Source organism: Sphingomonas sp. P3_C6, assembly GCF_056402595.1.
On record NZ_JBFUHB010000018.1, the window covers coordinates 1 to 26,014 of the forward strand.

Genomic DNA, 26,014 nt, shown 5'->3' on the forward strand with positions numbered 1-26,014 from the left:
CCGACCCGTCCGAGGCGGAAGGGCTTCCGTCCGCACCATCCTCTTCCTCGTCGCCAATATCGCCCGCAAGTTCGACCCGACCCTGAACGACTTCCATCAACGACTCAACCCAACAGGGAAAACCAAAAATGGTCGTCCGCATCGCCCTTGCAAGAAAACTCCTCGTCAGACTCAATTCAAAGGCACGCGAAACACGCGCACAACTCGCCATCGCTCTTTGAAATCGTTGACACGCCAGATAGTCGCTCACCGTCACAGAAATGTTCGAGGATTCACCGCCGCCGAACAGCGGAAAATCATCGCAGGATCGGCATTAATTCCCGCTGTTATGGCGCCGTTTTTCCTCTGTTACGCATAACAGGGAAAATACTCCCAACCGCTTGGCAACACGTCGGAAAACTGCCTTGAAATCCAACATAACAGCGGAAGAAAAAACAAAAACGGAAAACCCGAGTCGCTATCGGAGATGTCAGTCCAGCTTGCGTCCTGCGATCCAGACCTGCTCCAGGCTGTGCGTGTTGCGGATATCGGCCAGCGGGTTGGCGCCGAGCACCAGCAGGTCGGCCTGACGGCCCGGTCGCAGCGTGCCCACCATATCGTCGATCCGCATCACCTTCGCCGCGCCCCCCGTTGCAGCGAAGATCACCTTTGCCGGGGTCATCCCGGCCTCGACCATCATCTGCATCTCCAGATGTTCGAAATAGCCCTGCCAGCGCCCGGTCGGCGCCCCCGTGTCGGTGCCCATGGCGATCTGGACGCCGGCATCGGACAGCAGCTTCAGGTTACGCTTCGCCTGTTCGAGCGCCGGCTTGATCGCCTGCGCGCTGGCGCTCGCCTTCACTTTCGCCTGCGCCTCCGGGTCGAGCAGCGGCTGAAGCGGCTCGCGATAGGCGGCCTCTTTGGTGAAGAAGGGATCGCTCACGAAATCGGGCGTCGATTCATAGACGAACACGGAAAGATCGCGGGTCAGGGTCGGGATATAGCCCACGCCGTTGGCCTTGATCGCGGCGATCAGTTCCGGATCTGCATCACGATCGCGGATGCTGTGGGCCAGGATATCGGCGCCGGCATCGACCACACCCTTGGTCTCGTCGGCGGTGAACATGTGGACGGCGATACGCAGCTTGTCGAGATGCGCCTGGTCGATCATCGCGCCATAGACGGCCGGGGTGCGGATCGGCGCGTCGGGTGGCCCTTCGAGGCGGATCTTGATGATGTCGACGCCCCGTGCCGCATTGGCCGTCACGGTCGCGCGGCCTTCCTCGGCGGTCCTGGCGGTCAGCACCGGGCCGGAGACATAGAGCCGGGCCATGCCGGGACCGAAGGGCGCGGTGCGCAACTCGTCGCGCAGCTTCACCGTCTCCACCCCGTCATCGCCCAGGCTATAGACGGTGGTGACGCCGTACCGGGCATAGAGCGCAAGTTGATCGGTCAACTGGGTGCGCGCCGGAACGGCCGATTTGGCGTCGAAGAACAGATGGCCATGCGCATTGACGATGCCGGGCATGATCGTCTTGCCGGTCACGTCGATCCGGGTGGCACCGGCAGGGACCGGGGTGCGTGCCCTGGTGCCGACGGCGACGATCTTGCCGTCGGTTACGACCACCACTCCATTTGCGATCGGCGCCTTGCCCGTGCCGTCGATCACGCGCGCACCGGTAAAGGCGATGGTTTCGGCGCCGGCCGGCACAAATGCCAGCAAAGACAATGCCCATAGGCCGAGACCGCTCAGGAACCGCATGCTCTCACCCTCATCTTGCCAAGCTCTGCCGGAGCATAGCATCACCGCCCGACTTGGGTAGCGCGACCGGTCTCTCGACCCGACCCTTCCGGCCGGATAGTGAGGGCGGGTGACCCAACCACCCCGCTCCCCCCTGATTCCCGTCGCCGAAGCCCAGGCACGCCTGTTCGCCCTTGCCGTGCCGGTAGAGGCCGAGACGGTGCCGATCCGCAGCGCGGCCGGTCGCTGGGCAGCGGCCGATATCATGGCCGTGCGGACTCAGCCGGTCAGCGACCTGTCGGCGATGGATGGCTATGCGATCCGCTTCGCCGACCTGCCCGGCCCATTTACCGTGATCGGCGAGAGCGCCGCCGGCAGCCCGTTCTCCAGCGTTGTCGCCGCGGGCGAGACGGTCCGGATCTTCACCGGCGCGGCGATGCCCGAGGGCGCCGATACCGTGCTGATCCAGGAAGAGGCCGCACGTGACGGCGACCGGATGACGCTGTCGGGCGAAGGGCCACGCGCCCGGGGCCGGAACGTCCGCCGCAAGGGCCTCGACTTCTCCACCGGCGATCTGCTCGTCGCCAGGGGTGAGCGTCTCACCCCGGCGCGCATCGCCGTGGCGGCGACCGGCGGGCATGGCGCCCTCCCAGTATGCCGCCGGCTGCGTGTCGCGATCGTCGCGACCGGGGACGAACTCGTCGCACCCGGCAGCGCCCTGACCGAGGCGGCGCTGCCTGAATCGAACGGGGCAATGATTGCCGCCCAGCTCGCCGATCTGCCGGTCGACATCATCGATCTCGGCATCCTGCCCGACCGGCTAGACACCATCACAGCAGCCTTCACCGCAGTGGACGCCGACATCCTCGTCACCACCGGCGGCGCCTCGGTCGGCGATCATGACCTGGTCCGCCCGGCGCTCGATGCGGCGGGCGGCAGCATCGATTTCTGGCGGATCGCACTCCGCCCCGGCAAGCCGATGATGGCCGGCCGGCTGCGCGACACGGTCGTGCTCGGCCTGCCCGGCAATCCGGTCTCGGCCTTCGTCACCGCCTTTCTGTTCCTTCGCCCGCTGATCGCCACCATGGCCGGCGCGCTCGATCCCTTTCCCCGGACAGCCACGGCGATCCTCGGCGATGCGCTGCCCGCGAACGATCATCGCCAGGATTATCTGCGCGCCGTCACCCGCGACGGCCATGTCTTCGCCGCCGGCACGCAGGACAGCTCGATGCTCCTCACCCTCGCCCGGGCCGACTGCCTGATCGTCCGCGTACCCAACGCGCCGGCACTCGATGCGGGCGAGCCGGTGGAAATCCTACCCTTGGCTTGACAGAGCGGCGGAACATTGCATAAACGTTCCCAGTCTGTTCCGACGGAGGAATTGGGATGCTTACCCGCAAGCAGCACGAGCTGATCTGCTTCATCAACGACCGGCTCGAGGCGAGCGGCGTTTCGCCCTCGTTCGAGGAAATGAAGGAGGCGCTCGACCTCAAGTCCAAATCGGGCGTCCACCGCCTGATCAGCGCGCTGGAGGAACGCAAGTTTATCCGCCGCCTGCCCAACCGCGCCCGTGCGCTCGAAGTGCTGCGCATGCCCGAACGACCCGAGGTCGCCGCGCGCAAGAGCGTTGCTGCCGCCGCGGCTGCCCCTGCCGGCCCCGCCCCTACCGGTAATGTGAAGAAGATCCCCGAGCCTGCCAACGACGTGATCGAGATCCCGCTGCACGGCCGGATCGCGGCCGGCGTCCCGATCGAGGCGTTCGAGGGCCAGTCGATGCTCGCGGTGCCAGCCGCACTGCTCGGCGGCGGCGAACATTATGCGCTCGAAGTCTCGGGTGACTCGATGGTCGATGCCGGCATCCTCGACGGCGACTATGCCCTTATCCGCCGCGCCGACACAGCGCGCGACGGCGAAATCGTCGTGGCGCTGATCGACGACAGCGAGGCGACGCTCAAATATTTCCGGAAGGAAGGCGCGATGATCCGCCTCGATCCGGCGAACCGCGCTTATGATCCGCAGCGCTATTCCCCGCATCAGGTGCGCGTGCAGGGTAAGCTCGCCGGCCTGCTCCGCCGCTACGTCTGACCGGCACCGGCGCCGTCACCCGCCAGGGGTGATGGTCGCCCGGCTGCAGCACGGTGGCGACATGGCCGGTGCGAAGCGTCACCGCGACCCCGCCGGTCTTCGCCAGCATGTCGCGGTCGAGCCGTAGCCAGCGCGGGCGACATCCGTCGGGCAGCCAGCGTTCGCTGACCACGATATCGGCAGTGCCGCACGCCGCGATCAGCTCGCCCGCCGGCACTAGATAGGCGCTCCGTGTTGCGAGGATTCGCCAAGTCCGACCGCCCGCCTTTTGCTCGACCAGACACAGGTCGCGGCTGCAGCGAGCCTCGGGCTGATCGGACAGGAACAAGGGCTCGCCATCCACGCCGCTATTCTCGGCAAGCATGTCCGACGTGTAATCCCCGACCCGTTCGCGCAGCAGCGCGAGCCCACTCCGCGGCGTGCGAATGGCGACATGCCGCCCATCGCCAGTGACGAGCAGGTCAGGCGCCGGCGTCGTCAGCGCCCAGGCAGCGCCCATCGCGAATGGTACGGTACCGAGCCGTCGCCAACGTGTCCGCCATAAGGCGATCCACAGCCCGCCAAATGCCATCAGCCCGAACGCCCCGCCCGGCATCGCAGGCAGTGCCGCGATCGATCCGGGTATGCTGGCGGTCGCATGGGCGATCCACAGCAGCAGGTCGAGTGAGCGCGCCGTGAGCCACCACAAGGGCGCGCCGATACCGACAAGGTCGAACAGCAGCGCCAGCGCTTCGAGCGGCATGGTGACGAAGGTGGTCAGCGGGATCGCGACGATGTTGGCGAGGGCGCCATAGATGCCGGCCTTGTGAAAATGGAACAAAGCGATCGGCATCAGCGACAGCTCGACCACCACGCCGGTCAGCAGCAGCGACAGCAAGGTCCGTCCGAACTTCTGCCACCAGGCCTGCTCGCGCGGCGCGAACCAGGCCTTCACCCGCGGATGCTCGTGCAACGCGACGATCGCCGCCACCGCGGCGAAGGAGAGCTGGAAGCTCGGCCCGGCCAGTGCCTCGGGAAAGAGCAGTAGCACGATGAACGCACCCGCCGCGACCAGCCTGAGGGTGATCGCCTCCCGCCCCATCGCCATCGCGACCAGCACCAGCAGGGCGGCGACGCAGGATCGGATCGTCGGCACCTCGGCGCCGGTCAGCAGGGTGTAGCCGATCGCCGCCACGGCTCCCGCTCCGGCGGCGATCAATGGCAGGCGAAAGCGCAGCGCGAGCCACGGACTGAGCGCCAGCAGGCGCAATACCAGCAGCATGACCGCGCCGACCACTGCGGTGATATGCAACCCGCTGACCGACAGCAGATGGGCAAGCCCGGAGCGCCGCATCGCCTCGGCATCCTCTTCCGAGATGCCGCCCTGGTCCCCCGTCGCCAGCGCCGCCGCGATGGCGCCGGCGCCACCCGGCGCGCTCGCCTGGATATGTTTCGACAGCCTTTCCCGCAGGCCGCTCGCGCCCGACGCTCCGGGTCTGACGATGGTGACAGGCCCGAACCCGCGCCCGGTGCCGCCGATCCCGTCGAACCAGGCAACACGGGCATAGTCATAAGCCCCCGGCACCGCCGGCTGGGGCGGCGGCATCAGCCGGGCCCCAAGCCTGATCGTCGCGCCTCGCGACAGCCCTCCCGGCACATCCGCCTCGGCCAGATTGACGCGGACATGCTTGGGCAGCGTCGGCAGTTCCCGCTTGCGTCCATCCTGTTTGCCGCTGCGCCGTTCGCCCTTCCGGACCGGTCGCGCGGGCACGGCAACGACGCGGACCGGCGTCAGCCGGAGCCTTACCAGATCCCGCGACGGCAACGGCTCGACCCGCTCGACCTGTGCCTCGAAGGTCGCGATCACCGGCCGGGCCAGTACCTGCGCGTCGGAGCTCGCCGCTCTCCACCAGATCAGCGCGAGGCCGGTGGCGGCGAGCAGCGCCCCTACGGCCACCACACGCCCTGCCCGTCCGCCGCGCCCAATGGCGATCGCGAGCAGCGCCACGCCCGCAAGAGAAAGCAGCGCCGTCGACCACCAGGAAGGGTCGGGCAGCACGAACCAGGCGGTGATGCCCGCCCCGAACGAGACGGGCACCCAGAGGAAAAGCTGGTCGCGTTCGGCCTCGAGCCAGAGCTCTATTGCCGCCTTCACCTTGCGCACGTGTCCAACGGCCGCCATTTGAAGCCTACGGGGTCGCGTGCTAGGGGCCTCGGCGGCTGTACTGGCCATCGATTTTCATGTCTGGGAGCAAGCGCGTTTGGGCGCAAGGTCTGATACCGCGGCGGCCGATACCGGCACGCCCGACACGTCCGCAGTGGTGACTCGCTTCGCGCCGTCACCCACCGGTTATCTGCATATTGGCGGCGCACGCACTGCGCTGTTCAACTGGCTGTTCGCGCGCCATCACGGCGGCAAGTTCCTGCTGCGCATCGAGGATACCGATCGGGCCCGCTCGACCCAGCCGGCGATCGACGCGATCATCAGCTCGATGAAGTGGCTCGCCCTCGACTGGGACGGTGATACCGTATTCCAGTTCGAGCGCGCCAAGCGTCATGCCGAGGTCGCCTATCAGATGGTCGAGCAAGGCAATGCGTATCGTTGCTACGCCACGCCCGACGAGCTGACCGCGCTGCGCGAAAGCCAGAAGGCTGCCGGCAAGCCGATGCGCTATGACGGCCGCTGGCGTGATCGCGCCCCTTCCGAGGCGCCCGAGGGCGTGCCGTTCGTCGTCCGGCTGAAGGCGCCGAAGGAAGGCGCGACGACAATCGTCGACCAGGTCCAGGGCTCGGTCACCGTGCAGAATGAAGAGATCGACGATCTCGTCCTGCTGCGGTCCGACGGCACGCCGACCTATATGCTCGCGGTGGTGGTCGATGATCACGACATGGGCGTAACTCACGTCATCCGCGGCGACGACCATCTCAACAATGCCTTCCGGCAGTTGCCGATCATCAAGGCAATGGGCTGGCCGGAGCCGGTCTACGCCCATATCCCCATGATCCATGGCAGCGACGGCGGCAAGATGTCGAAGCGCCACGGCGCTGTCGGCGTCGAATATTATCGCGACGAACTCGGCATCCTGCCCGAGGCGCTGAGCAATTATCTGCTCCGTCTCGGCTGGGGCCACGGGGATGATGAGATCATCAGCCGTGAGCAGGCGACCGAATGGTTCGACCTGGCCGACGTTGGAAAATCACCAAGTAGGTTCGATCTGAAGAAGATCGAGAACCTGAACGGGCATTATATTCGCGGTGCAGACAATGCCCGTCTGGCGGAGCTTGTGGCCCCGCGACTCGGTTTAGAAATCAGCGAATCGCAGGCCGAATTGCTTCAGCGCAGCATGGAATCGCTCAAGCCGCGCGCGGCCAATCTCAACGAGCTTACGTCCGGCGCGGCCTTTCTTTTTCGCACTCGCCCTCTGGAAATGGACGGCGATGCAGCATTGCTCGTCTCCGGCGACGCACCTGCACTGCTGGGGCGCCTGCATGCCGCTCTTGACGCGGTTGCCAACTGGGATGCAGAGGCTCTCGAAGACGCGGTCCGCCGGGTCGCGGAGGATGCGGGTGTGAAGCTTGGCCAGGTGGCACAGCCGTTGCGGGCTGCACTTACCGGGCGCAAAACGTCACCCGGGATTTTCGACGTGCTCGAGCTGCTCGGGCGCGAGGAGAGCCTGGGCCGCATCGCCGACCGGATGGCTGCCTAGGGTTCGAGAAAGGACTGATCGATGACCGACACCGCGACATCGCGTATCAATATCGGGAATCATGACTATGCGGTGATGGACGGCAGCGTTGGCCCCCAGGTCATCGACATCCGTAAGCTCTACGCCGACACGGGCATGTTCACCTACGATCCCGGCTTCACCTCGACGGCAAGCTGCGAATCCGCGCTGACCTATATCGACGGTGACGAGGGTGTGCTGCTCCACCGCGGCTATCCGATCGGTCAGCTCGCCGAACAGTCGAGCTTCATGGAAGTGTCCTATCTCCTCCTGAACGGCGAGCTTCCGTCCAAGGACGAGCTGAACCACTTCACCTACACCATCACCCGCCACACCATGCTGCACGAGCAGCTCGCGACCTTCTATCGCGGCTTCCGTCGCGACGCGCATCCGATGGCGATCATGTGCGGCATCGTCGGCGCCCTGTCGGCGTTCTACCACGATTCCGCCGATATCACCGACCCGCACCAGCGCATGATCGCCAGCCACCGGCTGATCGCGAAGATGCCGACGATCGCGGCGATGGCGTACAAATATTCGGTCGGTCAGCCCTTCCTCTACCCTGACAACAGCCTGTCCTACACCGGCAACTTCCTGCGCATGACGTTCGGCGTCCCCGCCGAGCCTTATGTCGTGAACCCGGTGGTGGAAAAGGCGCTCGACCGCATCTTCATCCTGCACGCCGACCATGAGCAGAACGCGTCGACCTCGACCGTCCGTCTCGCAGGCTCTTCGGGCGCGAACCCGTTCGCCTGCATCGCGGCCGGCATCGCCTGCCTGTGGGGCCCGGCGCATGGCGGCGCCAACGAAGCGGCGCTCAACATGCTGCGCGAGATCGGCACCGTCGATCGCATCCCGCATTATATCGAGCGCGCCAAGGACAAGAACGATCCGTTCCGCCTGATGGGCTTCGGCCACCGCGTCTATAAGAACTACGATCCGCGCGCGACCGTGATGCAGCAGACCGTACGTGAAGTGCTTGGCGCGCTGGGCGTCAACGATCCAGTGTTCGATGTGGCCCTCCACCTCGAGGAAATGGCGCTCAACGATCCGTACTTCATCGAAAAGAAGCTGTTCCCGAACGTCGATTTCTATTCGGGCGTGATCCTGTCGGCGATCGGCTTCCCGACGACGATGTTCACCGCGCTGTTCGCCCTTGCCCGCACCGTCGGCTGGGTCGCTCAGTGGAACGAGATGATCTCGGATCCCGCACAGAAGATCGGTCGCCCGCGCCAGCTCTATACCGGGCCGACGCAGCGCGATTACCAGCCGGTCGACAAGCGCTGATGCGCGCGGCAGTCACCATCTTCGGCATCCTGGTGCTGCTGATGGGGCTGCTGTGGATCGGCCAGGGCACCGGCTACATCCAGTGGCCGGCGTCCAGCTTTATGATCGACCAGCGCATCTGGGCCCTCTGGGGCGCATTGCTGGCGGTCGTCGGCATCGTCATCATCCGGATCGGACGCCGCTGATCGATCCCGCTACTCGGCGGATCGATTCAAATGACCGCAAGGTTACTGCAGGATAAGGCTGTACGGAGCATCATTGGTGCATCGTCCTGCTCCTTCTCATCGCCGGCGACCGATTGCATGTTCGAGCAGAAATTCCCTGTTACGGGGCGACAATTCCCTGTTCCGAATAACAGGGAAGTACACCATAGAGCGTTGTTATAACAATAATTCTGGAGCAAGACCTCCTGAATTCAACGCAAAATAAAAATTCCCTGTTATTTTCCCTGTTAATCGCCCGGAACAGGGAATTCGGCCCGTACACGATACCGGCCAGAATCGGCCATCGTGCCGCCCTATGATCCTGTGAGAAACGCTCATGTTTCCCTTGTTCCAGAGGCAGCATGAAGACTGTAGCGCGTTTAGCGATCGCCCTGTGTTGCGTTGTCCTTGCCGGGTCCGCCTATGAATTCTGGGCGGAACGCCGCGACAGTCAGTTATTTCCTCATCCCGGCCGCCTCGTATCGGTTGGCGATCACAGGCTCCATCTGTGGTGCGTCGGGCAAGGGACGCCTGCGGTCCTGCTGATCTCCGGCGATGGCACACCGTCGGTGACGATGTATGCGGCGCAGGACCGGATATCCAAATTCACCAGGGCGTGCAGTTATGATCGCGCGGGCCTCGGCTGGAGCGACGCGCCTGCCAGGCCGATGAGCCTGCCGGATCAGGTCAGCGATCTGCGGCAAATAATAACCAGAATCCACGCTGATGCTCCCTTGATCTTGGTGCCGGAGTCGGGTGGCAACCTGATCGCGCTGGCGCTCTTCATCCGCTCGCCCGGGACAGTCGGAGGAATGGTGATGGTGGACGGATCGGAACCCGATCTGTGGTTTCGCGGCAGTCCGGACGAGTTCACGTCAATGCGCCTGATGGATCCGCTATATCAGGCGGGTTGGCATCTGGGTTTTATACGCATCCTGCTCCCCTTGGCGGTGCCTGATTGGGTCGATGCCCTGCCGCCGAAGACACGAGGCCAGTTTGACGCGGTCTGGTCTAAACAAATGCCGAGCTACACGCGTGACGCGATCGATCGTTGGGAGCTGACTGGAGAGGCCGACCGTCCGAAGCTGGTCCCGGGACTGTTCGGAAACCGGCCGCTGGTGGTTATCCGGCACGGCAAAACGGGCGGAATGGGCATTCCGGAAAAATATGAAGCGGAATGGCCCGCGGCCCAAGCGAAGCTGGCATCCCTCTCGGCCAACGGCAGGATCGTCGTCGCGAAGGACAATCATCATCCTGTCGCGGAAGAGAATCCCGACCTTGTCAGTGAACAGGTTCGTTCCGTCGTGGATCAACTGCGTGGGAATCATCCAATCGGCCGATGATCCGGGGATTATCCGCACAGTTTCGGCGGCGGGCCGGCGCCAGACGGCGGTACTATTCCCGATAGGGCAAAGTGAACACGAACCGGGCGCCCTGCCCTGGCGCGCTGTCGACCGTAACGTCACCGCCCATCGCGCGCGCAAGCTTGCGCGCGATATAAAGCCCAAGACCGCTGCCGCCCGGCTCGCGCGGATCGACACGTTCGAACTTCTCGAAGATGCGGGCCTGATCCTCGAGCGCGATGCCCTTGCCCTGATCCGCCACGATCACCGCGGTGACACCGTTCTCGCGTTCGGCGCGGATCCACACCATGCCGTCGCGCGGCGAATAGCGCACCGCATTGCCAATCAGATTGACCAGCACCTGGAGCGCGCGGCGGAATTCACCGGTCGCGGGCAGCACGTCGAGCGGCGCCGGCTTGTCGATCCGCACCTGCGCCTCCGATGCGCGCACGCCAAGCAGCCCGGCCGCGCGCCGCGCGACATCGGCAAGGTCGAGCGGCTCCTTTGCAACGATGAAATCGGCACGCTCGATCGCCTGGAGGTCGACGAGATCGTCGACCAAGCCCATCAGGTGCCGTCCGGCGCTCGCGATATCGGCAGCATAGTCGGCATAATCCTGGCGCAGCGGCCCTTCCGACTGGGCGTTGATGCTGTCGGCATTGGCGATGATCCGGCCAAGCGGGCTGCGCAATGCCTGGTCGAGCCGCGCGGCAAAGACATCGGTGAGGTTTTCCGGACTCGCCTGGGGCTGTTTCGGGGCGACGGCTGGCGTCTCGTCGATCATGTGCACCGCGCCGACAAAGCCCGCAAAGGCGCCACCCGCATCGGTGCGTGGCGTCGCTGACAGGCGAACCGGATGACCGGTCGCCCTGATCGTCGCGCTCTGCCCGTCGAAGCGCTGGTGCATGGCAAGGCCGCCCAGGATCGGGAACGATCCTTCATTGTCTTCGCCCAGCGAGAACAGGCGGGTCAGTGGCTGGCCGAGCATCGCCGCCGAATCGAAGCCATGCCTGGCGCCGGCGCTGATCGACAGGAAGGTGAGACGCAGCGCCGAATCCGTCTCCCATGACCAGTCGCCCGCGCTGCGCAGGAAATCGCCTTCGCGTTCGCCCAGCGTCGCCTCGGGGTGCCAGGCGGAGCGGCTGCGCCAGCCGGTGATCATCAGGCGAACGCCGCGGGTTTCCGGCTCGGCACGCACCCATAATTCGACATCGTCATCGCCATCAGCCGCGACCACGCCGCGCGAGACGAGGATACCAAGGCGCTGCGCGAGCCGGGTCAGTGTCGCGATCTGCGGGATCGCGATCGGCTGACCGATCCCGCCGCCCGCACGGATGTTGAGATCCATCAGCCGCTGGTCGGCCTCGACCAGCCGGCCGGAACGATCGACCAGCCCGCGCACCGGAGGCAGCATCGGATCGGTCACGTTCATGCCCGTGAACCTCGGGCCAGGGCAAGCATGGCGCTGCGATAATCCGGATGCAGCAACAGCGGGGCGAGTGCGGCACGCGCATCTTCAGCCGGGGTGGCGGCTATATCGTCGAGCGCCTCGGCGAAGCTGTCGAGGTCCCGGCGCGGGTCGGCTTCGCTCAATGCCAGCCCGATCCGGGCGATCGATTCACGATCGAGCTCGAGCGCGCGCAGGACAAGCCACAGGCGATCGCCGGAAGGCTCGAGCACGATCTCGCGTGCGTCGGCATACTCCAGGCCCAGCGCATGGCCGATCAGTGCGACGAACAGCGACAGGCGCCGATCCGCCAGCGTCTCCACCAGCAGCGGCGCGAGTTCGTCGGCACGCGCGTCGAGTGCGGCGGCGAGGCGCATCGCCACCGCCTCGGGTCGGTCCCCTTCGTCATGCGATCCGATGCTGCGCATTGCCGCGTCGATCAGTGCCCGGTCGAACACGGGCAGGCTGTCGTCCGCCATCTCGATGAAATGCTCGCGGAGCGCAGCCGCGGTCCACCAGGTCAGGCGATGATGAAGTTCGGCCGGAAGGTCGGTTCTCGCCACCGTGTCCGGATCGCCGTGGCGGCGATTCTCGGCGGCGAGTAACGCCATGGCGGCGGCGGCGACCACGGTGTCAGGGTTCTGGATCAGCCGCGCCAGCAAGCTCGCACGGTCGGGATCTTCCGGCGCGACGACAGGCAGTGCCTCGGTCAGCACTTCCTGACGGGCACGGCCGACCAGTTCGCGCATCAGTTCACCATCCCGCAACAGCCGGGACGAGGCAAGCCGGCGCAGGACCACTGGTCCGCTGCTCGCCAGTGCCTCGGCCAGAAAAGGTGAGTCGCGGGCGGCGAGCAGGCGGGCTGCATGCTGGCTGATCGCGCTCTCGACGGCGGCGACGAGGCCGCCAAGCGCTCCCGCCAGCGCCGATCGCGAGCGTTCGTCGAGCCGTGATTCGGCGGGCAGGAAAAAATCGTCGATGGTGACCGCCAGCCTCTCGTCGGCACACAGGTCCGCTGCCGCCGCGCAAGCGAGCAGCCGGCCGACTCCCCATCGGGTGCCATCATCCATGTCGCCAACATCGCTCGACATGCGCCTCTGCTACGAGATTTGTCGTTAAGACGAGCCTAAGGCTTTTCGCGAAACGCCTCAATGGCGGCGCCAAGTGTCGTAAAAGCGTAGAGTCCTGCCGCGACCAGCGCCGCAAGCGGCTGTCCCAGGGCGATAAACGGCAGCATCACCATCGGATAGGCGGCCGGGCTCGCCCACCAGCGCCGGCGGATTCGGACATTGCCCGCCCGTTCGACCAGCCCCGCCGCCAGGATCGCGCCACCTGCGGCGATCAGGCCTGCGGTCGAATCCCGCCCGAGCAGAAGTGCCGCCAAGGCCGATACCGCCAGCATCGCCCCGTGCTGGATACGGAGCTCGATCGTCTCGTCCCGCAGGGCCGAAGCGGTGCTGCCGACCGTAAACCCCGCCAGGGCGAGGATCGTCAGCGCCAGTCCGGTGAGCGGCCAGGTGAAGAACAGGGCCGCAAACCCGGCGAACGCCAGCACAAAGCCAAGCGCCGTGACCGCGATGCTCGGAACGCTCCGCCCGACCAGATGCGGCAGCGCAAGGCGTGCGAGCGGCGCCAGCACGAACCGGTCGGCCCAGGGCGTCGGGACGGGCGCGAGCGCCGACAGGATCGCCTTGCCCCGCTCGGCCAGCCGGCGCGAATCGCGTTCGATACCGTGCGCCCCGCCAGCCGCACCAGCCGGCAGGCGAACCTGTGCCGGGCCAGCCTGTGCCGCGACCCGCAACAGGGTCGACTGGAAATCATAGTCCTTCGGCATCGCCGCCACTTCGGCGATTCGTTTCGGGTCGAGCAACGCCAGGCCGGCCCACGCGGTCAGCGCCCCGACCCGCTCGAAATGGCTGCCCCCGCCCTGATCGTCGGTGACGAGCAGGGCATCGGCACTCTCGCCCGCAAGCGACGTCACGACGTCGCCCGTCGTCATCACGCCGTCCGCGACGACCAGCACGCGGGACAAGGGGTGCAGCTTCTCCATCGCCTCGGCTGCGGTGCGCACCGCGTCGACCGATGCGCCGCGCCGTCCGATCCGGTTGATCGCGCCGAGCAACTCGGGCGTCAGGCGCGCAATCACGAGCACGATCTGCGACGCACCGGCGGCTACGAGCAGTCGCGCCTGGAACTCGATAAGGGTCAGCCCGCCGAACGGCAGGGTCGCGGCAAGCGTACCGGGCCGGTCATCGGCATCCTCGGTCGCGAAAATCAGCCCGGCCAACATGCTGGGCTGTTAGGCGGAACGACCGCCAATGGCAAAGGTGTCTGTGATCAGAGGCGTTCGGCCGCCCGGCGCAGGCGGCGAAGCAGGTTCACATCCTGCGGCACTGCATCGGCCGCCTCGGACGCGATCGCCATCAGGCGGATCGCCCCGAAGCTCGCGGCGAGGCCCTTGAGACGCGCGGCAGAGCTGCGCCATTCGTCTGCGCCGCGGGCACGCTCGAGATTGTCGAGGCCGCGTCGCACGCCGTCGAGAAAGGCTTCACGCAGCTCTGCGATAAGCTGAGGCTCGTCGCCCACCGCCGCCGCCAGAGTCGCATCGATTGCACCAGGATCATAGGCCATGCCTGTATTTCTACAGGGCAGCACTTAAGACAAGGTTTCGCTATTCGCTTCACGCAGGCCGAAATCATGGTAAACAGCTGATATGAACGGGGGTTCGCGCATCATCGATCTTCGGCCGGGTAGCGGCAGCGCTACGCCTGACGAGAATGTCTCCATGCCGTCCTCTGCCGAGGCGGAGCCGATCGAGCTTCGCCAGGCGATCGAAGACTATGATGACGACGAGCCCGAGCCACAGCGCGGTCGCTGGGTCATCCCCGCCTTCGGCGTGCTGGTATCGCTCGGCTGGATCGCCGGCATGCTCTGGTTCGCCTGGCCGAGCCTGCAACGCGCCCTGCCGATCGAACTCACCGGTTTCATCGCTGCCCTGTGTGTGCCCCCCGCCCTGATCGGCATCCTGATGCTGCTTGCCCTGCGCACCAGCACCGCCGAGGCGCAGCGTTTCGGCCGCACCGCCCGCGCCATGCGCGCCGAAGCGGCCAGCCTCGAACGCACGGTCGCTGCCCTGTCGCAGGCGATAGAGACCAACCGCGCCAACCTCGCCGAACAAACCGCCAGCCTGCTGGCAATGGGCGACGGTGCAGTGGCGAAGCTGGCCCAGATCGGCAACGGTGTCGCGGAACAGATCGACCTCGCCGATGAGCGCGCCCAGCAGCTCGCGACCGCAGCAGCCGCGACGCAAAACAACCTCGGCGTCCTGATCGCCACATTACCGAAGGCCCATCGTGAAACTGAGGCTCTGGCCCGGCTGCTCCATGAAACCGGGATCTCCGCCGGCCAGCATGCCAGCGCGCTCGACGCCCAGATCGTCGCTCTCGCCGAGCGCGGACGTGAAGCGGATTCGGTCGCGGGCGGCGCTGCCCAGCGGCTCGCCGCGCATATCACGCGCATGGAAGCAACCAGCGAGACCGCCGGAACGCGACTCGAATCGGTCACCGGCGAAATGTCGGCCGCCGTCGATGGTCTGCTCGGCCGCACCGCCAATGCGGTAGACGAGGCCCGCAAAGGCATTGCCGCCCAGGGCGAGGCCATGCTGGCGATGCTCGGCACCAACCAGGCTGCGCTCGACAGCGTCAGCCGCGACAGCGCGGAAGCTCTCGCCACGCGTATCGGCGCGATCGAGGTGATCATCGACCGGATCGCCGCGCGGCTCGGAGAGCAGCGAGTCGCGAGCGAGATGGTGATCGGCGAACTCGACACCGGCCTTACCCGGGTATCGCGCCAGCTCGACGCGCTTCATGCCCAGGGCATCGACCGTACCCAGACCCTTGCGGCGTCGATCAGCGCGCTTGGCGGGTCGGCGGACGCGATGACGGAGGCGTTGAAGACCGGCGACGCCATCGCGACCACCGCGATCGACACGACCGAAAGGCTGCTGCTCGCGCTCGACGCCGCCGCACGCGAGATCGACGAGACGCTGCCCGATGCCCTGGCCCGACTCGACGCCCGCATCGCCGACAGCCGGCAGGTGGTCGGCGATGCGAAACCGGAACTGCTTGCCCTCGTCACCGCCGCGGAAAGCACGCACGACGCGATCGAGGCGATCGCTCATGTCATTGCCGGCCAGCGCGACACGCTCGACAAGCTGTCGAGCAAGCTGATCGAGACGCTCAACAGCGGCCGCACCAAGGCCGATGCACTGGGCGAGATGGTCGAGGAAACGATCGGCCGCACGCACCGCTTCGCCGAGGAAGCAGCGCCCCGCCTGGTCGAAGCACTGCTCCGGGTTCGCGACACGGCAAGCGCCGCTGCCGACCGGGCCCGCGAGACGCTCGCGGCCGTCATTCCGGAGGCGGCGCTGGCACTGGAGAATGCCAGTGCCGAGGCGATGCGACGTGCATCATCGGTCGCGCTTGAACATAAGATCGCCTCGATCATCGATGCAGGCGATGCCGCAGCCGAGGCGGCACAGCGCACCTCCGAACGGCTGACCCGGCAGATGCTCGCCATCGCCGATTCGACTGCCGCGGTGGAGAGCCGGATCGAGGGAGCCCGTGCCGAGCGCGAGAATGCCGACAAGGACAGCTTCGCCCGCCGCGTCTCGCTGCTGATCGAAGCGCTTAATTCCGCGTCGATCGACATCACCAAGTCCTTCTCGACAGAAGTCTCGGACAGCGCCTGGTCTGCCTATCTCAAGGGGGATCGCGGTGTGTTCACCCGGCGCGCGGTCCGGCTGATCGACGCCGGTGAAGCGCGCGAGATCGCCCGGCTGTACGACGACGACGATGCCTTCCGCGAGCAGGTCAATCGCTACATCCACGATTTCGAGGCGATGCTGCGCACGATCCTGGCGCAACGCGATGGGTCGCCGCTCGGGGTTACCTTGTTGTCGTCGGATATGGGCAAGCTCTACGTCGCGCTCGCCCAGGCGATCGAGCGCCTGAGGAGTTAGCTCAGCGCGCGGCGGCCGAATGTAGGTCCGCGCTCGACCAGCGGGTTCGATTCGCGCTCGAGCATCTCGAGCGTCTTGTCGAACAGCGGACGGAGTTCGACGACCCATTCGAGCGCCTCATCCGGCGTATCTCGATTCTCGACACAGTCGCGCGCGATAGTCTCGATCTTCTCGGCAACCGCGCCGAGCGGTTCGGCACCGAACTGGCGGGCCTCGCCCTTCAGCGTGTGCGCCGGCAGCACCATGGCAGCTGCGTTGAGCGCCCGCATGGCAGTCTCAATCGCCGCGACAGACTTTACGCCGTCTTCCCGGAAATATCCCAGGATACGCACAAAGCCTGCCCCCAGTTCGGTGCGAGCTTGCGAAAACACCGTCCAGTCGATCAGGCCGCGATCTTCGAATGACACCGTAATCTCCCACTTCGGGGTCACCAAGACCGCGAAGGATATACCCTGCTTATAAGTTAACGGGGTAAAGGATGAGTTGACGTATCAGTGCCTAATCGACCGGATGATCGGTGAATGCTCGTTTAATCCAGTTTTGGTCGCGGAGCCGTTTTTTACTTATCGAACGGATTTTTCGGTGCGCGCAGGGTAAGGCGCACCGGCACGGCACCAAAGCCGAGATCGCGGCGGATGCCGTTGATCAAGTAGCGCTGATAGCTCATCGGCAGCTGATCGACCCGGGTGCCGAACAGCACGAAGCCCGGCGGACGGGTTTTCGCCTGGGTGAGATAGCGCAGCTTGATGCGCTTGCCGCCCGGCGCGGGCGGCGGGTTGGCCTCGACCGCCTTTTCGAACCAGCGATTGAGCTCGCCCGTGCCGACCCGGCGCGACCATGCCTCGCGCGTCTCGAAGGCGACCTTGAGAAGCGTGTCGATGCCTTTGCCCGTCGCTGCCGAGACGGTGAGCACCGGGATGCCCTTAACCTGCGAGAGTCCCTCTTCCAGCGCGCCACGGATACCGTTGAACAGGCTGCTGGCATTCTCCGCCACATCCCATTTGTTGATCGCTACGACCAGCGCTCGGCCTTCCTGCAGGGCCGCATCGGCGATGCGCAGGTCCTGCGCCTCGAGTCCGCGGGTGGCGTCCAGCAGTAGGACGACAACCTCGGCGAAGTCGATCGCGTGGAGCGCGTCGGCAACCGAGAGCTTCTCCAGCTTGTCCTGCACATTGGCGCGCTTGCGCATGCCCGCGGTGTCGATCAGCCGGACCGCGCGCGGCTCGCCCTCCTCATCGTGCCAGGTCCAGTCGATCGCGATCGAATCGCGCGTGATCCCTGCTTCGGGGCCAGTGATCAGCCGCTCCTCGCCGAGCATGCGGTTGATCAGGGTCGATTTGCCCGCATTGGGGCGGCCGATGATCGCCAGCTTGAGCGGGGCGTCGAGGCTGTCCTCGTCTTCCTCGACCGCCTCGGCCTCTTCGTCCTTCTCTATGTGAGGAAGCAGCGCCTCGAAGAGCTCAACCATTCCCTCGCCATGCTCGGCCGACAGTGCGACCGGGTCGCCGAAGCCAAGGGACAACGATTCTAGGATGCCGCTCTCGCCGGCGCGGCCTTCGGCCTTGTTGGCGACCAGGATGACCGGCGTCTTCGATCCGCGAAGCCAGCGAGCGATCTCCTCCTCAAGCGGGACGAGACCGACCCGGGCATCGATCAGGAACAGCGCGACATCGGCCTGGGCGACGGCGGCCTCGGTCTGGGCGCGCATCCGACCGGGCAGCGAGGCGGCGTCCTGATCCTCATAGCCAGCGGTGTCGATGACGCGGAATTCCATGCCGACCAGCGTTGCATCGCCTTCGCGACGGTCGCGCGTGACACCGGGCCGGTCGTCGACCAGCGCGAGTTTCTTGCCGACAAGGCGGTTGAACAGAGTCGATTTGCCGACGTTGGGCCGGCCGATGATCGCGACCACGGGAAGATTGGGCATGGCGCGCCTTAGCCTGCCGAGCAGCATTCGTCACCCCGGAGTCGTGTCGGGGTGACAAAGCAGGCATATCGATCAGCGATAGGCCGATATCCGACCCTTCTGGTCGAGCACATACAGGGTCGAATTGGCGACGATCGGCGGCAGGCTGTACGACTTGCCTTCCTCGATCGTATTACCGACCTCCCCGGTATCGGGCGATGCGAAGACGATCTCGCCACGCGAGTTCGTCAGGATCAGGCGGTTGCCCGCGAGCACCGGGCCATACCAGGTGATCGGGTTCTTTTTCTTCTTCTCGCTGCCATAATGGCGGAGCTGCTGGATCCACCGCACCTTGCCGGTCGCGCGGGCAAGACAGACGAGACGGGCGTCGTCCGTGACGAGGAACAGCCATTCGCCCGCGACCCAGGGGGTCGAGATGCCGGCGAAATTCTGTTCCCAGATACGCTGGCCGGACACGATCTCGAGCGCGACCATGCGACCGCCCTGGCCGACCGCGAACACGAGACCGCGGTCGATGACCGGCGACGCGTCGATATCGGCGAGCGAGGAAACCGATGTCGAGATGCTGGAGCGCGACAGCGCGTCCTGCCACAAGGTGCGGCCATTTTCGTACCGATAGGCGTTGAGTTCACCCGAGGAGAAACCGGCGATCACCGTGCCCTGGCCAACCGCCGGCGCCGCGACGCCGAACACGCCCTGCGTTTCGAGCGAGCCGGACTGGGTCCAGACGACCGAGCCATTTGCCTTGGACAGCGCGAAGAGCTGGTTGTCCTGGCTCAGCACATAGATGTTGTCATTGTCGATGGTCGGGGCGCCGCGTAGCGGGCCGCCCGGCTTGACGCGCCACGTCTGGGCCCCCGTCGCAGCGTCGAGCGCCACGACGTCGCCAAGTCCGTCGGTCGCATAGACCTTTCCGTCATCGAAGCTGACACCACCGCCAAAACGGGCGCTGCGCGTCTTCTTGTCTTCCTTGGCGATGTCGACCGACCAGAGCTTCGCCCCGGTGTCGGCTGCAAAGGCATGGACATTGGCCTCGACATCGATCGCATAGAGCTTGCCGCCGGCAACGACCGGTGCAGCGGCGAGGCGCTGGCGGTTGGAGCCACCGTCGATCGATGCAGTCCATGCCCGCGTGAGCGTGGCGCCAAGGGCGACCTGCCCCAGCGACTTGTCGGCACTGCCGCCAGGCTGTGGCCAATCCGCATTGACCTCGGCGGGGGGCAGCAGCACCTGCACGTCGGCCAGGCTCTTGTCGGAGGTCACTTCGCTTTCCGACATGAGGATCGGCACGCGATCGCCCAACACCGGCGTCTTCTTGCCGCCGCCCTTGAAAATACCGCAGCCGCTAAGCGCGAGGAGCGCGGCGCCAGCCAGCAGCACCCGGTTCTTGTACATCATTGCGCTTTCTTTTCCTCAACCGGGCCGACCGCGTCGACGCCCATGGTGCCAGCGATCTGAACCGCGCGTTGACGGATCGTGTCGGGTACCGTCTCGTCCCGGGCGATCTGCCCGAACAGCGGTCCCGCGAGATCGGGCTTGTTCATCTGGAGATAGGCCGACGCGACGAGCTCGCCCGCGCTGCCGAACCAGGGATTGCCCTTCACCGCCAGCGGCCGCAGCCGATTGACGACGACATCGGGCTTCAACGTATCGAACTCGGCAGCGGTCTGACGGATCAGCGCCAGGTCGCGGAGCGGCTGGCCGACCGAGCTGTCGCCAGCGACGGCGGCGAATTTGCCGGCGGCGCCCTTCAGGTCATCCTTCTGCAGCAGCAGATCGGCCTGAGTGAACAAGGCCAGCGTGCGATAGCCGGCGACCTTCGACCCGGCGAGCGCGACGAGCTCCTTCTCGGCGCTACCGACCTTCTGCGCGCCGAGATCGTCATAGACAGCCTGAAGCTTCTCGCCCTGCTCGCCTGCGACCTGCGTGGTATGGTGCTCCCAGTAAAGGAAGCCGCCGAACGCAGCGAGGCCCACAATGATCGCGCCGATCAGCCAACGGCCATAGCGCGTCCATATGTTCGCGAACTGATCGCGGCGAAGTTCCTCATCGACCTCACGCAGGAATGCTTCGTCGGTATTCGGCGTAACGGCCAAGGGGTGCTCCATGTGGAAGGCTGGAAAGGCGCGGACCTTAGCGATGGCCGCGAATAAACGGAAGGATCAATCCTTGGGGGCGTAGGTCTGGTCGGGCCCTGGAAAGCTGCGTGATCGGACATCGGTTGCATAGGTTTCAACCGCGGCGGAAATGCGGCCGGCCATGTCGTCGAACTTCTTCACGAAGCGCGCCGTGCGCTCGAACAGGCCCAGCATGTCCTCGGCGACCAGCACCTGCCCATCGCACTGCGCCGAGGCACCGATACCGATGGTGGGGCACGCCACCTTCTGCGTGATCTCGATCGCGATCGGCTCGACCACACCCTCGATCACGATCGAGAAGGCGCCGGCCTCGGCCACGGCGACCGCATCGGCAACGATCTTGGCCGCTTCCTCGGGCGTGCGGCCGCGCGCGCCATAGCCACCAAGTACATTCACCGCCTGCGGCGTGAGGCCGACATGGCCCATCACGGGAATGCCGCGCTCGACGAGGAAACGGACAGTGGGCGCCATCGCCTCGCCCCCTTCCATCTTCACCGCCGCAGCGCCGGTCTGCTTGAGCAGCCAGGCAGCGCTCTCGAACGCCTTTTCGGGCGAGGCCTCGTAGCTGCCGAACGGCATGTCGATGATCACCACCGAGTGATAACTGCCCCGCACCACCGCAGCGCCGTGCGCGGCCATCATCTCCAGCGTGACCGGCACGGTAGAGGGCAGGCCGTAGACCACCTGGCCGAGGCTGTCGCCGACCAGCAGCATGTCGCAATGCGGATCGAGCAGCTGTGCCGTGCGCACCGTATAGGCCGTCAGCATCACCAGCGGCGTGCCACCCTTGGCCCTGCGCAACGCCGGGATGGTGAGCCGCTTCATCGGCGCCGGCGTGGGATTCGCGCGGCTGGTCGAGGTGTCGATCGTGAAGGTCGTGGACATGGCCCCGCTGTTAGCGCCGCCGCTGATGGGACGCCAGCCACAGCGGGCATCCGGAACATGACAATGTTCTCACGATTTGACTTCATGTTATATATACTTCACATAGAGTCGCATAAGGCGGACATTGGAGGCCGGGAATGGCGTTTCGGGAAAAAATGATGTGGGGGTCGGTCGCGGCGACGATCCTGATCTGGGGCTGGTATTTTCTGGGGTTCATGCGGGCGCTGGAGGGGCCGAGTTTCGATGTCGGCATTGAACTGGGTCATTTCATCTTCGCGGTGTTCGCCCTCACGGTCGTGCAGGTGGTGGTCGCGATCGTGCTGGCGATCCTGTCTCCCTGGGATGCGAGTGCGCCGACTGACGACCGGGACCGGGAGTTCGCGTTACGCGCGGCCCGGCCGGCTTATGCGGTGCTGAGCATTCTGGTCGCATCGCTAACGGTGATCGCACCGCTGACCATTTCGTCAGCACCGGCATGGCTGGACGGCAAGCCGGCCACGCTGGTGCCGATCGTCATCAGCAACGCGCTGTTGCTCGCGCTGGTGCTGGCCGAACTGGCAAGAGCCGGCACCCTGTTGTTACTCTATCGTCGGGGGAGCTGAGATGACGGCACGACCGATGGGCATTCCGGGCGCGGACATCAGCCCGCATCGTCGAGGCCGACATGGCTAATGTCCCGATCGTGAACCAGATCCGCACCCTGCGCTTCATGGCGGGGGAAATGACCCAGGCAGAGCTGGGCGCCCATATCGGAATGACCCGCCAGACGATTGCCGCGATCGAGGCCGGGAAATATTCGCCGACCCTCGAAGCTGCGTTCCGCATCGCCCAAGTATTCGGCAAGCCGCTCGACGAAGTGTTCCAGTGGGAGGAGTAAACGCTCCTCCCACTCGCTTACTAAAGTCCCACCGGCTCCATCAGGGGCGCAGATATTCCCGCTTCTTCGCAAAGCCGGCGAACCAGACCGAGAAGATGCCGATGACAATGATCAGGATCGGGAAAGGCAGCGCCATGCCTGCCCCCTTGTGGGCGATGATGTCGGTCGTCGTGAAGAGGTAGCCGAACTGGACGACCGCAGCGATCAGCGAGACGATGAACAGGATCCGCATCGCCCGCGACCGGGTGAGCAGGCCGATCGCGCCGAGCAGACCAGTCAGCACCGCGAGGGCAAAGACATAATTGTACCAGCTAGGCAGGCCTGCGTAGAGTTGAAGATCATATTCCGTCGCCGGGCCCATCGCCTCGGCACCGTGAATGAACTGCATATAGCAGAAAAAACAGCCGATCGCGCTCCAGAGCGCCAGTGCGCCGCCAACGACATAATACCATACAGGGGGCTGTTCGCCTTCCTCTGTCATGACCTGTCTCCCCTCCATTGGTGAGGAGAGAAGGATGCTCCATTCAGCGCAAAATGGCAATACTTACAGCCGAATCGGACCCAATCCAGAGACTATCCCGCCTGTTCCAATCATCACCCTGAACTCGTTTCGGCGAATAGCCTATTCGACTGTCACGCCCTTCCAGAAGGCGAAGCGGTCTTTGATTTCGGCCGCAGCTGGCAAGGGATCGGGGTAGAACCAGGCAGCATCGGGATTGCGCTTCCCGTCCACCATGATCGACTTGTAGCTCGCCACGCCCTTCCACGGGCAGGTGGTATGCGACGGGCTCGCTTCGAGCAGCGCCTCGTTCACGCTGTCGGCCGGGAAATAATGATTGCCCTCGACGACGACGGTGTCGTCAGATTCAGCGATGATCGCTCCGTTCCAGCGTGCAACCGGCATTGATCTGTTCCAACCTTACCCAAGCCCAGCCGCATCATAGATGCCCGGCTTGAAACCGACCAGCAGCTTGCTGCCGATATCGAGCACGGGCCGCTTGATCATGGAGGGGTTGGCCAGCATCAGCCTGATCGCCTTGTCTTCGTCGATGTCCGCCTTGTCTGCATCCGGCAGCGCGCGGAAAGTGGTGCCGGCGCGGTTGAGCAGGATTTCCCACCCCAGCTGCCCGGCCCAGCCGCGCAGAGTCGGCTCGTCGATTCCGGCCTTTTTGTAATCGTGGAAATCATAGGCGACGCCGTGCGCATCGAGCCAGGTCCAGGCCTTCTTCATCGTGTCGCAGTTCTTGATCCCGTAGAGCGTGGCAGCCATTATCGTCAGTCCTTCAGGAATTTGCCGAGCGTCACGACCTTTTGCCGTTCGAGCCCGAGCGCTTCGTAGAAACCCAGCGCGGCGTGATTGTCGTCGCGCACCATGAGCTGGATCTTTGGCGCGCCGCGGGTGCGGAGCCATGTTTCCGCGGCATCCATCAGCTTGCGACCGAGGCCGTGCCGCCGGCGATCGGGCGCAACCGCGAGATAATAGACCCACCCGCGATGTCCGTCGAACCCGACCATGACAGAGCCGGCGAGCGCCTCCCCCTGCCCCGCGATCAGGACGGTCGACGTCGTTCCGGCGAGTGCCTGCGCGAAGTCAGCCAGCGGATCGTTCCATGGACGGGTGAGGCCACACGCTTGCCAGAGCGCGACGACCGATGATGCATCGGCGGCGGTCGCCTCGCGGAGGATCGGATCGCAAAGGTCAGGCATGGACGCGCTCTCGCTCAGCAGCGCGCGCGGCGCAAGATGGTGGCAAGACCCATGTCGACCTGCGTCCCAGCGAACAGCAGGGGAATGGCGCGAACATGATGGTGCAGGTCGGCGGCGACGGTTTCAACGGGCCTAACCGATTCACCTTCCTGTTTGAAGGCAGGCAACGGAGCAAATTGGGCCCTTGAGCGGTTGAGGTCCTGGATGCACGCCAGCCGGCGGCGCCCCTCCTTCGGAGACTCATGTGAACCTGACCGAGCACCGGGATCTTCGTGGTGGCCGCTCATGCTGGTTGGCCAGCGACGCCAATACCATGAGGGCCGATCCACTCCCTTCGGCAAAGACCGATATCGCGATCATCGGTGCCGGGGTGATGGGAGCGATGCTCGCCGAAAGGCTGTCCGGCGAGGGCCGGCGCGTGCTGCTGCTCGATCGACGACCGCCGGCGCATGGCAGCACGGCAGCCTCCACGGCACTCGTGATGTGGGCCGCCGATGTGCCGCTGACGCGGCTTGGCAAAATGATCGGCCCGGCGGAAGCGGCACGGCGCTGGCGGCGAATACTCGCAGCGGTCGCCGGGCTCGCTGAACGTATCGACGCAATCGGCATCGAGTGTGGCCGGATCGATCGGCCGGAGCTGTATCTGGCGGGAACATTGCTGGACGAGGCCGCGCTCGAAGCCGAAGGTGCTGCGCGACGCGCCGCGGGATTGCCATCCGACTATCTCGACTCGGCGGCGGTGGCCGAGCGGTTCGATATCGCGCCCCGGGCGGCGTTGCTCTCGGCCGGGAGTTATGAGGTCGATCCGGTGCGGCTGACGCTGGGGTTGCTCGAGCGAGCCCGGGCCAGTGGAGCCTTGGCATGCTTCCCGTTCGATGTGGCACGGATCGAACAGGTGCATGGCGAATCAGTGTTGCACGGCGCGGACGGGCGTCGGGTCGAGGCGGCGCAAATGATCCTGGCGCCGGGCTATGAGCGCGCGAACTGGTTCCTGCCCGCCGCTTTCTCGGTCGGATCGAGCTATGCGATCGCCTCCCCGCCGGGTCAGGCGCCGCTGTGGCGGGAGAATGCGATGATCTGGGAGGCGTCCTCGCCCTATCTCTATGCGCGCGCCACCGCCGACGGGCGGGTGATCGCCGGCGGCGAGGATGAGGATTTCGACGACGCCCGGCAGCGCGACGCCCTCGTCCAGTCCAAGGGCGGTACGATCCGGGCAAAGCTGGCGGCGATGATCGCAGTGGAGGACGTCGAACTCGATTGCGTCTGGGCGGCGGCTTTCGGATCGTCGCCCGACGGGTTACCCGCGATCGGGCGGGCCAGGAACCATGAAGGCCTGTGGCTGGCGAGCGGTTTCGGCGGAAACGGCGTCAGCTTCGCAGCCCTTGGGGCCGAACTGATTGCGGCCGAGCTTGGCGGATCGGCAGATCCGGATGCGGCCTGTTTCGACCCGTATCGGTTCGGATAGCCCTTCCCGCCCCAGCCATCGGTACCGCGACCCCGACCGACAAACCATCGTATAATGTTTCGGCCATCATGGACCGCCTACCTAATATTCATCGGGAACGATGGATGCGGTGATGAACGAGATCAGCGCCGACACCGCTTCTGATGGGCGCCTTCATAACTAGCACCAGTTTACCAGATAGTACTGCGTAATTCATTCTCTCTTTA

The 26,014-nt window shown here is 65.4% G+C and carries 24 protein-coding genes and 2 pseudogenes; 11 read left to right on the plus strand and 15 right to left on the minus strand.

All coding sequences use genetic code 11. The annotated features are described in order from the left end of the window. Positions 1-221, plus strand: a pseudogene (locus AC1DT7_RS16360) (IS110 family transposase); the annotation flags it as partial. A gap of 248 nt (positions 222-469) precedes the next feature. Here AC1DT7_RS16360 and AC1DT7_RS16365 read toward each other — a convergent pair. Then, positions 470-1,741: an amidohydrolase family protein gene (locus AC1DT7_RS16365; protein WP_478037098.1), complete on the minus strand. Its 1,272-nt coding sequence runs from the start codon at positions 1,739-1,741 to the stop codon at positions 470-472. A 109-nt stretch (positions 1,742-1,850) separates the two neighbouring features. Between AC1DT7_RS16365 and AC1DT7_RS16370 the strand changes: the two genes are divergently transcribed. Together AC1DT7_RS16370 and lexA are read left to right on the plus strand one after the other, a co-directional pair. After that, a complete protein-coding gene (locus tag AC1DT7_RS16370) occupies positions 1,851-3,050 on the plus strand; it encodes a molybdopterin molybdotransferase MoeA (protein ID WP_478037099.1) in 1,200 nt (399 codons plus the stop codon). Positions 3,051-3,106: 56 nt separating this feature from the next. Next, entirely contained in the window at positions 3,107-3,805 is a 699-nt protein-coding gene (lexA, locus tag AC1DT7_RS16375; RefSeq protein WP_478037100.1) for a transcriptional repressor LexA, read from the plus strand. Here the strand turns inward: lexA and AC1DT7_RS16380 are convergent. After that, positions 3,777-5,966, minus strand: a pseudogene (locus AC1DT7_RS16380) (ComEC/Rec2 family competence protein); the annotation flags it as partial. The gene lexA and the pseudogene AC1DT7_RS16380 sit on opposite strands and share 29 nt — an antisense overlap. Positions 5,967-6,045: 79 nt before the next feature. On the opposite strand from AC1DT7_RS16380, the gene gltX reads away from it, so the two are divergent. The 4 genes from gltX to AC1DT7_RS16400 all read left to right on the plus strand — a co-directional run bounded on the left by gltX (position 6,046) and on the right by AC1DT7_RS16400 (position 10,342). Next, positions 6,046-7,491, plus strand: a complete 1,446-nt coding sequence (gene gltX, locus AC1DT7_RS16385) for a glutamate--tRNA ligase (RefSeq protein WP_478037101.1) — start codon at positions 6,046-6,048, stop codon at positions 7,489-7,491. 21 nt (positions 7,492-7,512) lie between these two features. Continuing rightward, positions 7,513-8,796 carry a citrate synthase gene (locus AC1DT7_RS16390; protein WP_478037102.1) on the plus strand — a complete coding sequence of 428 codons (1,284 nt, stop codon included), beginning with the start codon at positions 7,513-7,515 and terminating at the stop codon, positions 8,794-8,796. Continuing rightward, a complete protein-coding gene (locus AC1DT7_RS16395; protein ID WP_478037103.1) occupies positions 8,796-8,981 on the plus strand; it encodes a hypothetical protein in 186 nt (61 codons plus the stop codon). Before AC1DT7_RS16390 ends, AC1DT7_RS16395 begins: the two co-directional genes overlap by 1 nt. A 380-nt stretch (positions 8,982-9,361) precedes the next feature. Next, complete coding sequence (locus AC1DT7_RS16400; protein ID WP_478037104.1) at positions 9,362-10,342, plus strand: alpha/beta fold hydrolase; 981 nt, start codon at positions 9,362-9,364, stop codon at positions 10,340-10,342. 52 nt (positions 10,343-10,394) lie between these two features. Here AC1DT7_RS16400 and AC1DT7_RS16405 read toward each other — a convergent pair whose 3' ends face one another. The 4 genes from AC1DT7_RS16405 to AC1DT7_RS16420 are packed head-to-tail and all read right to left on the minus strand — an operon-like array spanning position 10,395 to position 14,420. After that, the gene (locus AC1DT7_RS16405) at positions 10,395-11,774 is read right to left on the minus strand and encodes a sensor histidine kinase (protein ID WP_478037105.1); all 1,380 of its coding nucleotides are present in this window, start codon (positions 11,772-11,774) and stop codon (positions 10,395-10,397) included. Continuing rightward, positions 11,771-12,880, minus strand: a complete 1,110-nt coding sequence (locus AC1DT7_RS16410; RefSeq protein WP_478037106.1) for a DUF2336 domain-containing protein — start codon at positions 12,878-12,880, stop codon at positions 11,771-11,773. Before AC1DT7_RS16410 ends, AC1DT7_RS16405 begins: the two co-directional genes overlap by 4 nt. A gap of 35 nt (positions 12,881-12,915) precedes the next feature. Further along, entirely contained in the window at positions 12,916-14,079 is a 1,164-nt protein-coding gene (locus tag AC1DT7_RS16415) for a hypothetical protein (protein WP_478037107.1), read from the minus strand. Between the two features lie 47 nt (positions 14,080-14,126). After that, the gene (locus AC1DT7_RS16420) at positions 14,127-14,420 is read right to left on the minus strand and encodes an Hpt domain-containing protein (RefSeq protein WP_478037108.1); all 294 of its coding nucleotides are present in this window, start codon (positions 14,418-14,420) and stop codon (positions 14,127-14,129) included. Between the two features lie 82 nt (positions 14,421-14,502). Here AC1DT7_RS16420 and AC1DT7_RS16425 point away from each other — a divergent pair, with 82 nt between their 5' ends. Then, complete coding sequence (locus AC1DT7_RS16425; protein WP_478037109.1) at positions 14,503-16,809, plus strand: coiled-coil domain-containing protein; 2,307 nt, start codon at positions 14,503-14,505, stop codon at positions 16,807-16,809. On the opposite strand, the gene AC1DT7_RS16430 is transcribed toward AC1DT7_RS16425, so the two are convergent. From AC1DT7_RS16430 to panB, 5 genes are all read right to left on the minus strand, one after another. After that, entirely contained in the window at positions 16,806-17,216 is a 411-nt protein-coding gene (locus AC1DT7_RS16430) for an Hpt domain-containing protein (RefSeq protein ID WP_478037110.1), read from the minus strand. The genes AC1DT7_RS16425 and AC1DT7_RS16430 overlap by 4 nt on opposite strands. A 152-nt stretch (positions 17,217-17,368) precedes the next feature. Then, on the minus strand, positions 17,369-18,736 hold the full coding sequence (gene der / locus AC1DT7_RS16435; protein WP_478037111.1) for a ribosome biogenesis GTPase Der: 1,368 nt from the start codon (positions 18,734-18,736) through the stop codon (positions 17,369-17,371). A 72-nt stretch (positions 18,737-18,808) separates the two neighbouring features. Next, positions 18,809-20,134, minus strand: a complete 1,326-nt coding sequence (locus tag AC1DT7_RS16440) for an outer membrane protein assembly factor BamB family protein (protein ID WP_478037112.1) — start codon at positions 20,132-20,134, stop codon at positions 18,809-18,811. Further along, the gene (locus AC1DT7_RS16445) at positions 20,131-20,832 is read right to left on the minus strand and encodes a tetratricopeptide repeat protein (RefSeq protein ID WP_478037113.1); all 702 of its coding nucleotides are present in this window, start codon (positions 20,830-20,832) and stop codon (positions 20,131-20,133) included. Before AC1DT7_RS16445 ends, AC1DT7_RS16440 begins: the two co-directional genes overlap by 4 nt. Before the next feature lie 66 nt (positions 20,833-20,898). After that, positions 20,899-21,759, minus strand: a complete 861-nt coding sequence (panB, locus tag AC1DT7_RS16450) for a 3-methyl-2-oxobutanoate hydroxymethyltransferase (RefSeq protein ID WP_478037114.1) — start codon at positions 21,757-21,759, stop codon at positions 20,899-20,901. Positions 21,760-21,896: 137 nt separating this feature from the next. On the opposite strand from panB, the gene AC1DT7_RS16455 reads away from it, so the two are divergent. Both AC1DT7_RS16455 and AC1DT7_RS16460 read left to right on the plus strand, forming a co-directional pair. Next, positions 21,897-22,361 carry a hypothetical protein gene (locus AC1DT7_RS16455; RefSeq protein WP_478037115.1) on the plus strand — a complete coding sequence of 155 codons (465 nt, stop codon included), beginning with the start codon at positions 21,897-21,899 and terminating at the stop codon, positions 22,359-22,361. Between the two features lie 62 nt (positions 22,362-22,423). Continuing rightward, positions 22,424-22,636, plus strand: a complete 213-nt coding sequence (locus AC1DT7_RS16460; RefSeq protein ID WP_478037116.1) for a helix-turn-helix transcriptional regulator — start codon at positions 22,424-22,426, stop codon at positions 22,634-22,636. A 40-nt stretch (positions 22,637-22,676) separates the two neighbouring features. Here the strand turns inward: AC1DT7_RS16460 and AC1DT7_RS16465 are convergent, their stop codons facing one another. The 4 genes from AC1DT7_RS16465 to AC1DT7_RS16480 form a co-directional block, all read right to left on the minus strand. Then, complete coding sequence (locus tag AC1DT7_RS16465; protein WP_478037117.1) at positions 22,677-23,117, minus strand: hypothetical protein; 441 nt, start codon at positions 23,115-23,117, stop codon at positions 22,677-22,679. A 141-nt stretch (positions 23,118-23,258) separates the two neighbouring features. Continuing rightward, positions 23,259-23,540, minus strand: coding sequence for a DUF427 domain-containing protein (locus AC1DT7_RS16470; RefSeq protein WP_478037118.1), 282 nt, complete (start codon positions 23,538-23,540; stop codon positions 23,259-23,261). Between the two features lie 15 nt (positions 23,541-23,555). After that, positions 23,556-23,906 carry an ArsC family reductase gene (locus AC1DT7_RS16475; protein WP_478037119.1) on the minus strand — a complete coding sequence of 117 codons (351 nt, stop codon included), beginning with the start codon at positions 23,904-23,906 and terminating at the stop codon, positions 23,556-23,558. A gap of 5 nt (positions 23,907-23,911) precedes the next feature. Beyond that, the gene (locus AC1DT7_RS16480; RefSeq protein WP_478037120.1) at positions 23,912-24,343 is read right to left on the minus strand and encodes a GNAT family acetyltransferase; all 432 of its coding nucleotides are present in this window, start codon (positions 24,341-24,343) and stop codon (positions 23,912-23,914) included. 313 nt (positions 24,344-24,656) lie between these two features. On the opposite strand from AC1DT7_RS16480, the gene AC1DT7_RS16485 reads away from it, so the two are divergent. Beyond that, positions 24,657-25,808 (plus strand): NAD(P)/FAD-dependent oxidoreductase, encoded by a 1,152-nt coding sequence (locus AC1DT7_RS16485; RefSeq protein ID WP_478037121.1) that lies wholly within the window; start codon positions 24,657-24,659, stop codon positions 25,806-25,808. Positions 25,809-26,014: the final 206 nt, after the last annotated feature.

What these genes read in the sequence shown, in the direction of transcription:
- AC1DT7_RS16465 (WP_478037117.1), bottom strand. Translation starts at nt 23,117, where the DNA reads ATGACAGAGGAAGGCGAACAGCCCCCTGTATGGTATTATGTCGTTGGC.
- AC1DT7_RS16440 (WP_478037112.1), bottom strand. Translation starts at nt 20,134, where the DNA reads ATGATGTACAAGAACCGGGTGCTGCTGGCTGGCGCCGCGCTCCTCGCG.
- panB (WP_478037114.1), bottom strand. Translation starts at nt 21,759, where the DNA reads ATGTCCACGACCTTCACGATCGACACCTCGACCAGCCGCGCGAATCCC.
- AC1DT7_RS16455 (WP_478037115.1), top strand. Translation starts at nt 21,897, where the DNA reads ATGGCGTTTCGGGAAAAAATGATGTGGGGGTCGGTCGCGGCGACGATC.
- AC1DT7_RS16405 (WP_478037105.1), bottom strand. Translation starts at nt 11,774, where the DNA reads ATGAACGTGACCGATCCGATGCTGCCTCCGGTGCGCGGGCTGGTCGAT.
- AC1DT7_RS16395 (WP_478037103.1), top strand. Translation starts at nt 8,796, where the DNA reads ATGCGCGCGGCAGTCACCATCTTCGGCATCCTGGTGCTGCTGATGGGG.
- AC1DT7_RS16485 (WP_478037121.1), top strand. Translation starts at nt 24,657, where the DNA reads ATGAGGGCCGATCCACTCCCTTCGGCAAAGACCGATATCGCGATCATC.
- AC1DT7_RS16475 (WP_478037119.1), bottom strand. Translation starts at nt 23,906, where the DNA reads ATGGCTGCCACGCTCTACGGGATCAAGAACTGCGACACGATGAAGAAG.
- AC1DT7_RS16460 (WP_478037116.1), top strand. Translation starts at nt 22,424, where the DNA reads ATGGCTAATGTCCCGATCGTGAACCAGATCCGCACCCTGCGCTTCATG.
- AC1DT7_RS16420 (WP_478037108.1), bottom strand. Translation starts at nt 14,420, where the DNA reads ATGGCCTATGATCCTGGTGCAATCGATGCGACTCTGGCGGCGGCGGTG.
- AC1DT7_RS16400 (WP_478037104.1), top strand. Translation starts at nt 9,362, where the DNA reads ATGAAGACTGTAGCGCGTTTAGCGATCGCCCTGTGTTGCGTTGTCCTT.
- AC1DT7_RS16390 (WP_478037102.1), top strand. Translation starts at nt 7,513, where the DNA reads ATGACCGACACCGCGACATCGCGTATCAATATCGGGAATCATGACTAT.
- AC1DT7_RS16425 (WP_478037109.1), top strand. Translation starts at nt 14,503, where the DNA reads ATGAACGGGGGTTCGCGCATCATCGATCTTCGGCCGGGTAGCGGCAGC.
- AC1DT7_RS16410 (WP_478037106.1), bottom strand. Translation starts at nt 12,880, where the DNA reads ATGTCGAGCGATGTTGGCGACATGGATGATGGCACCCGATGGGGAGTC.
- lexA (WP_478037100.1), top strand. Translation starts at nt 3,107, where the DNA reads ATGCTTACCCGCAAGCAGCACGAGCTGATCTGCTTCATCAACGACCGG.
- der (WP_478037111.1), bottom strand. Translation starts at nt 18,736, where the DNA reads ATGCCCAATCTTCCCGTGGTCGCGATCATCGGCCGGCCCAACGTCGGC.
- AC1DT7_RS16480 (WP_478037120.1), bottom strand. Translation starts at nt 24,343, where the DNA reads ATGCCTGACCTTTGCGATCCGATCCTCCGCGAGGCGACCGCCGCCGAT.
- AC1DT7_RS16470 (WP_478037118.1), bottom strand. Translation starts at nt 23,540, where the DNA reads ATGCCGGTTGCACGCTGGAACGGAGCGATCATCGCTGAATCTGACGAC.
- AC1DT7_RS16415 (WP_478037107.1), bottom strand. Translation starts at nt 14,079, where the DNA reads ATGTTGGCCGGGCTGATTTTCGCGACCGAGGATGCCGATGACCGGCCC.
- AC1DT7_RS16365 (WP_478037098.1), bottom strand. Translation starts at nt 1,741, where the DNA reads ATGCGGTTCCTGAGCGGTCTCGGCCTATGGGCATTGTCTTTGCTGGCA.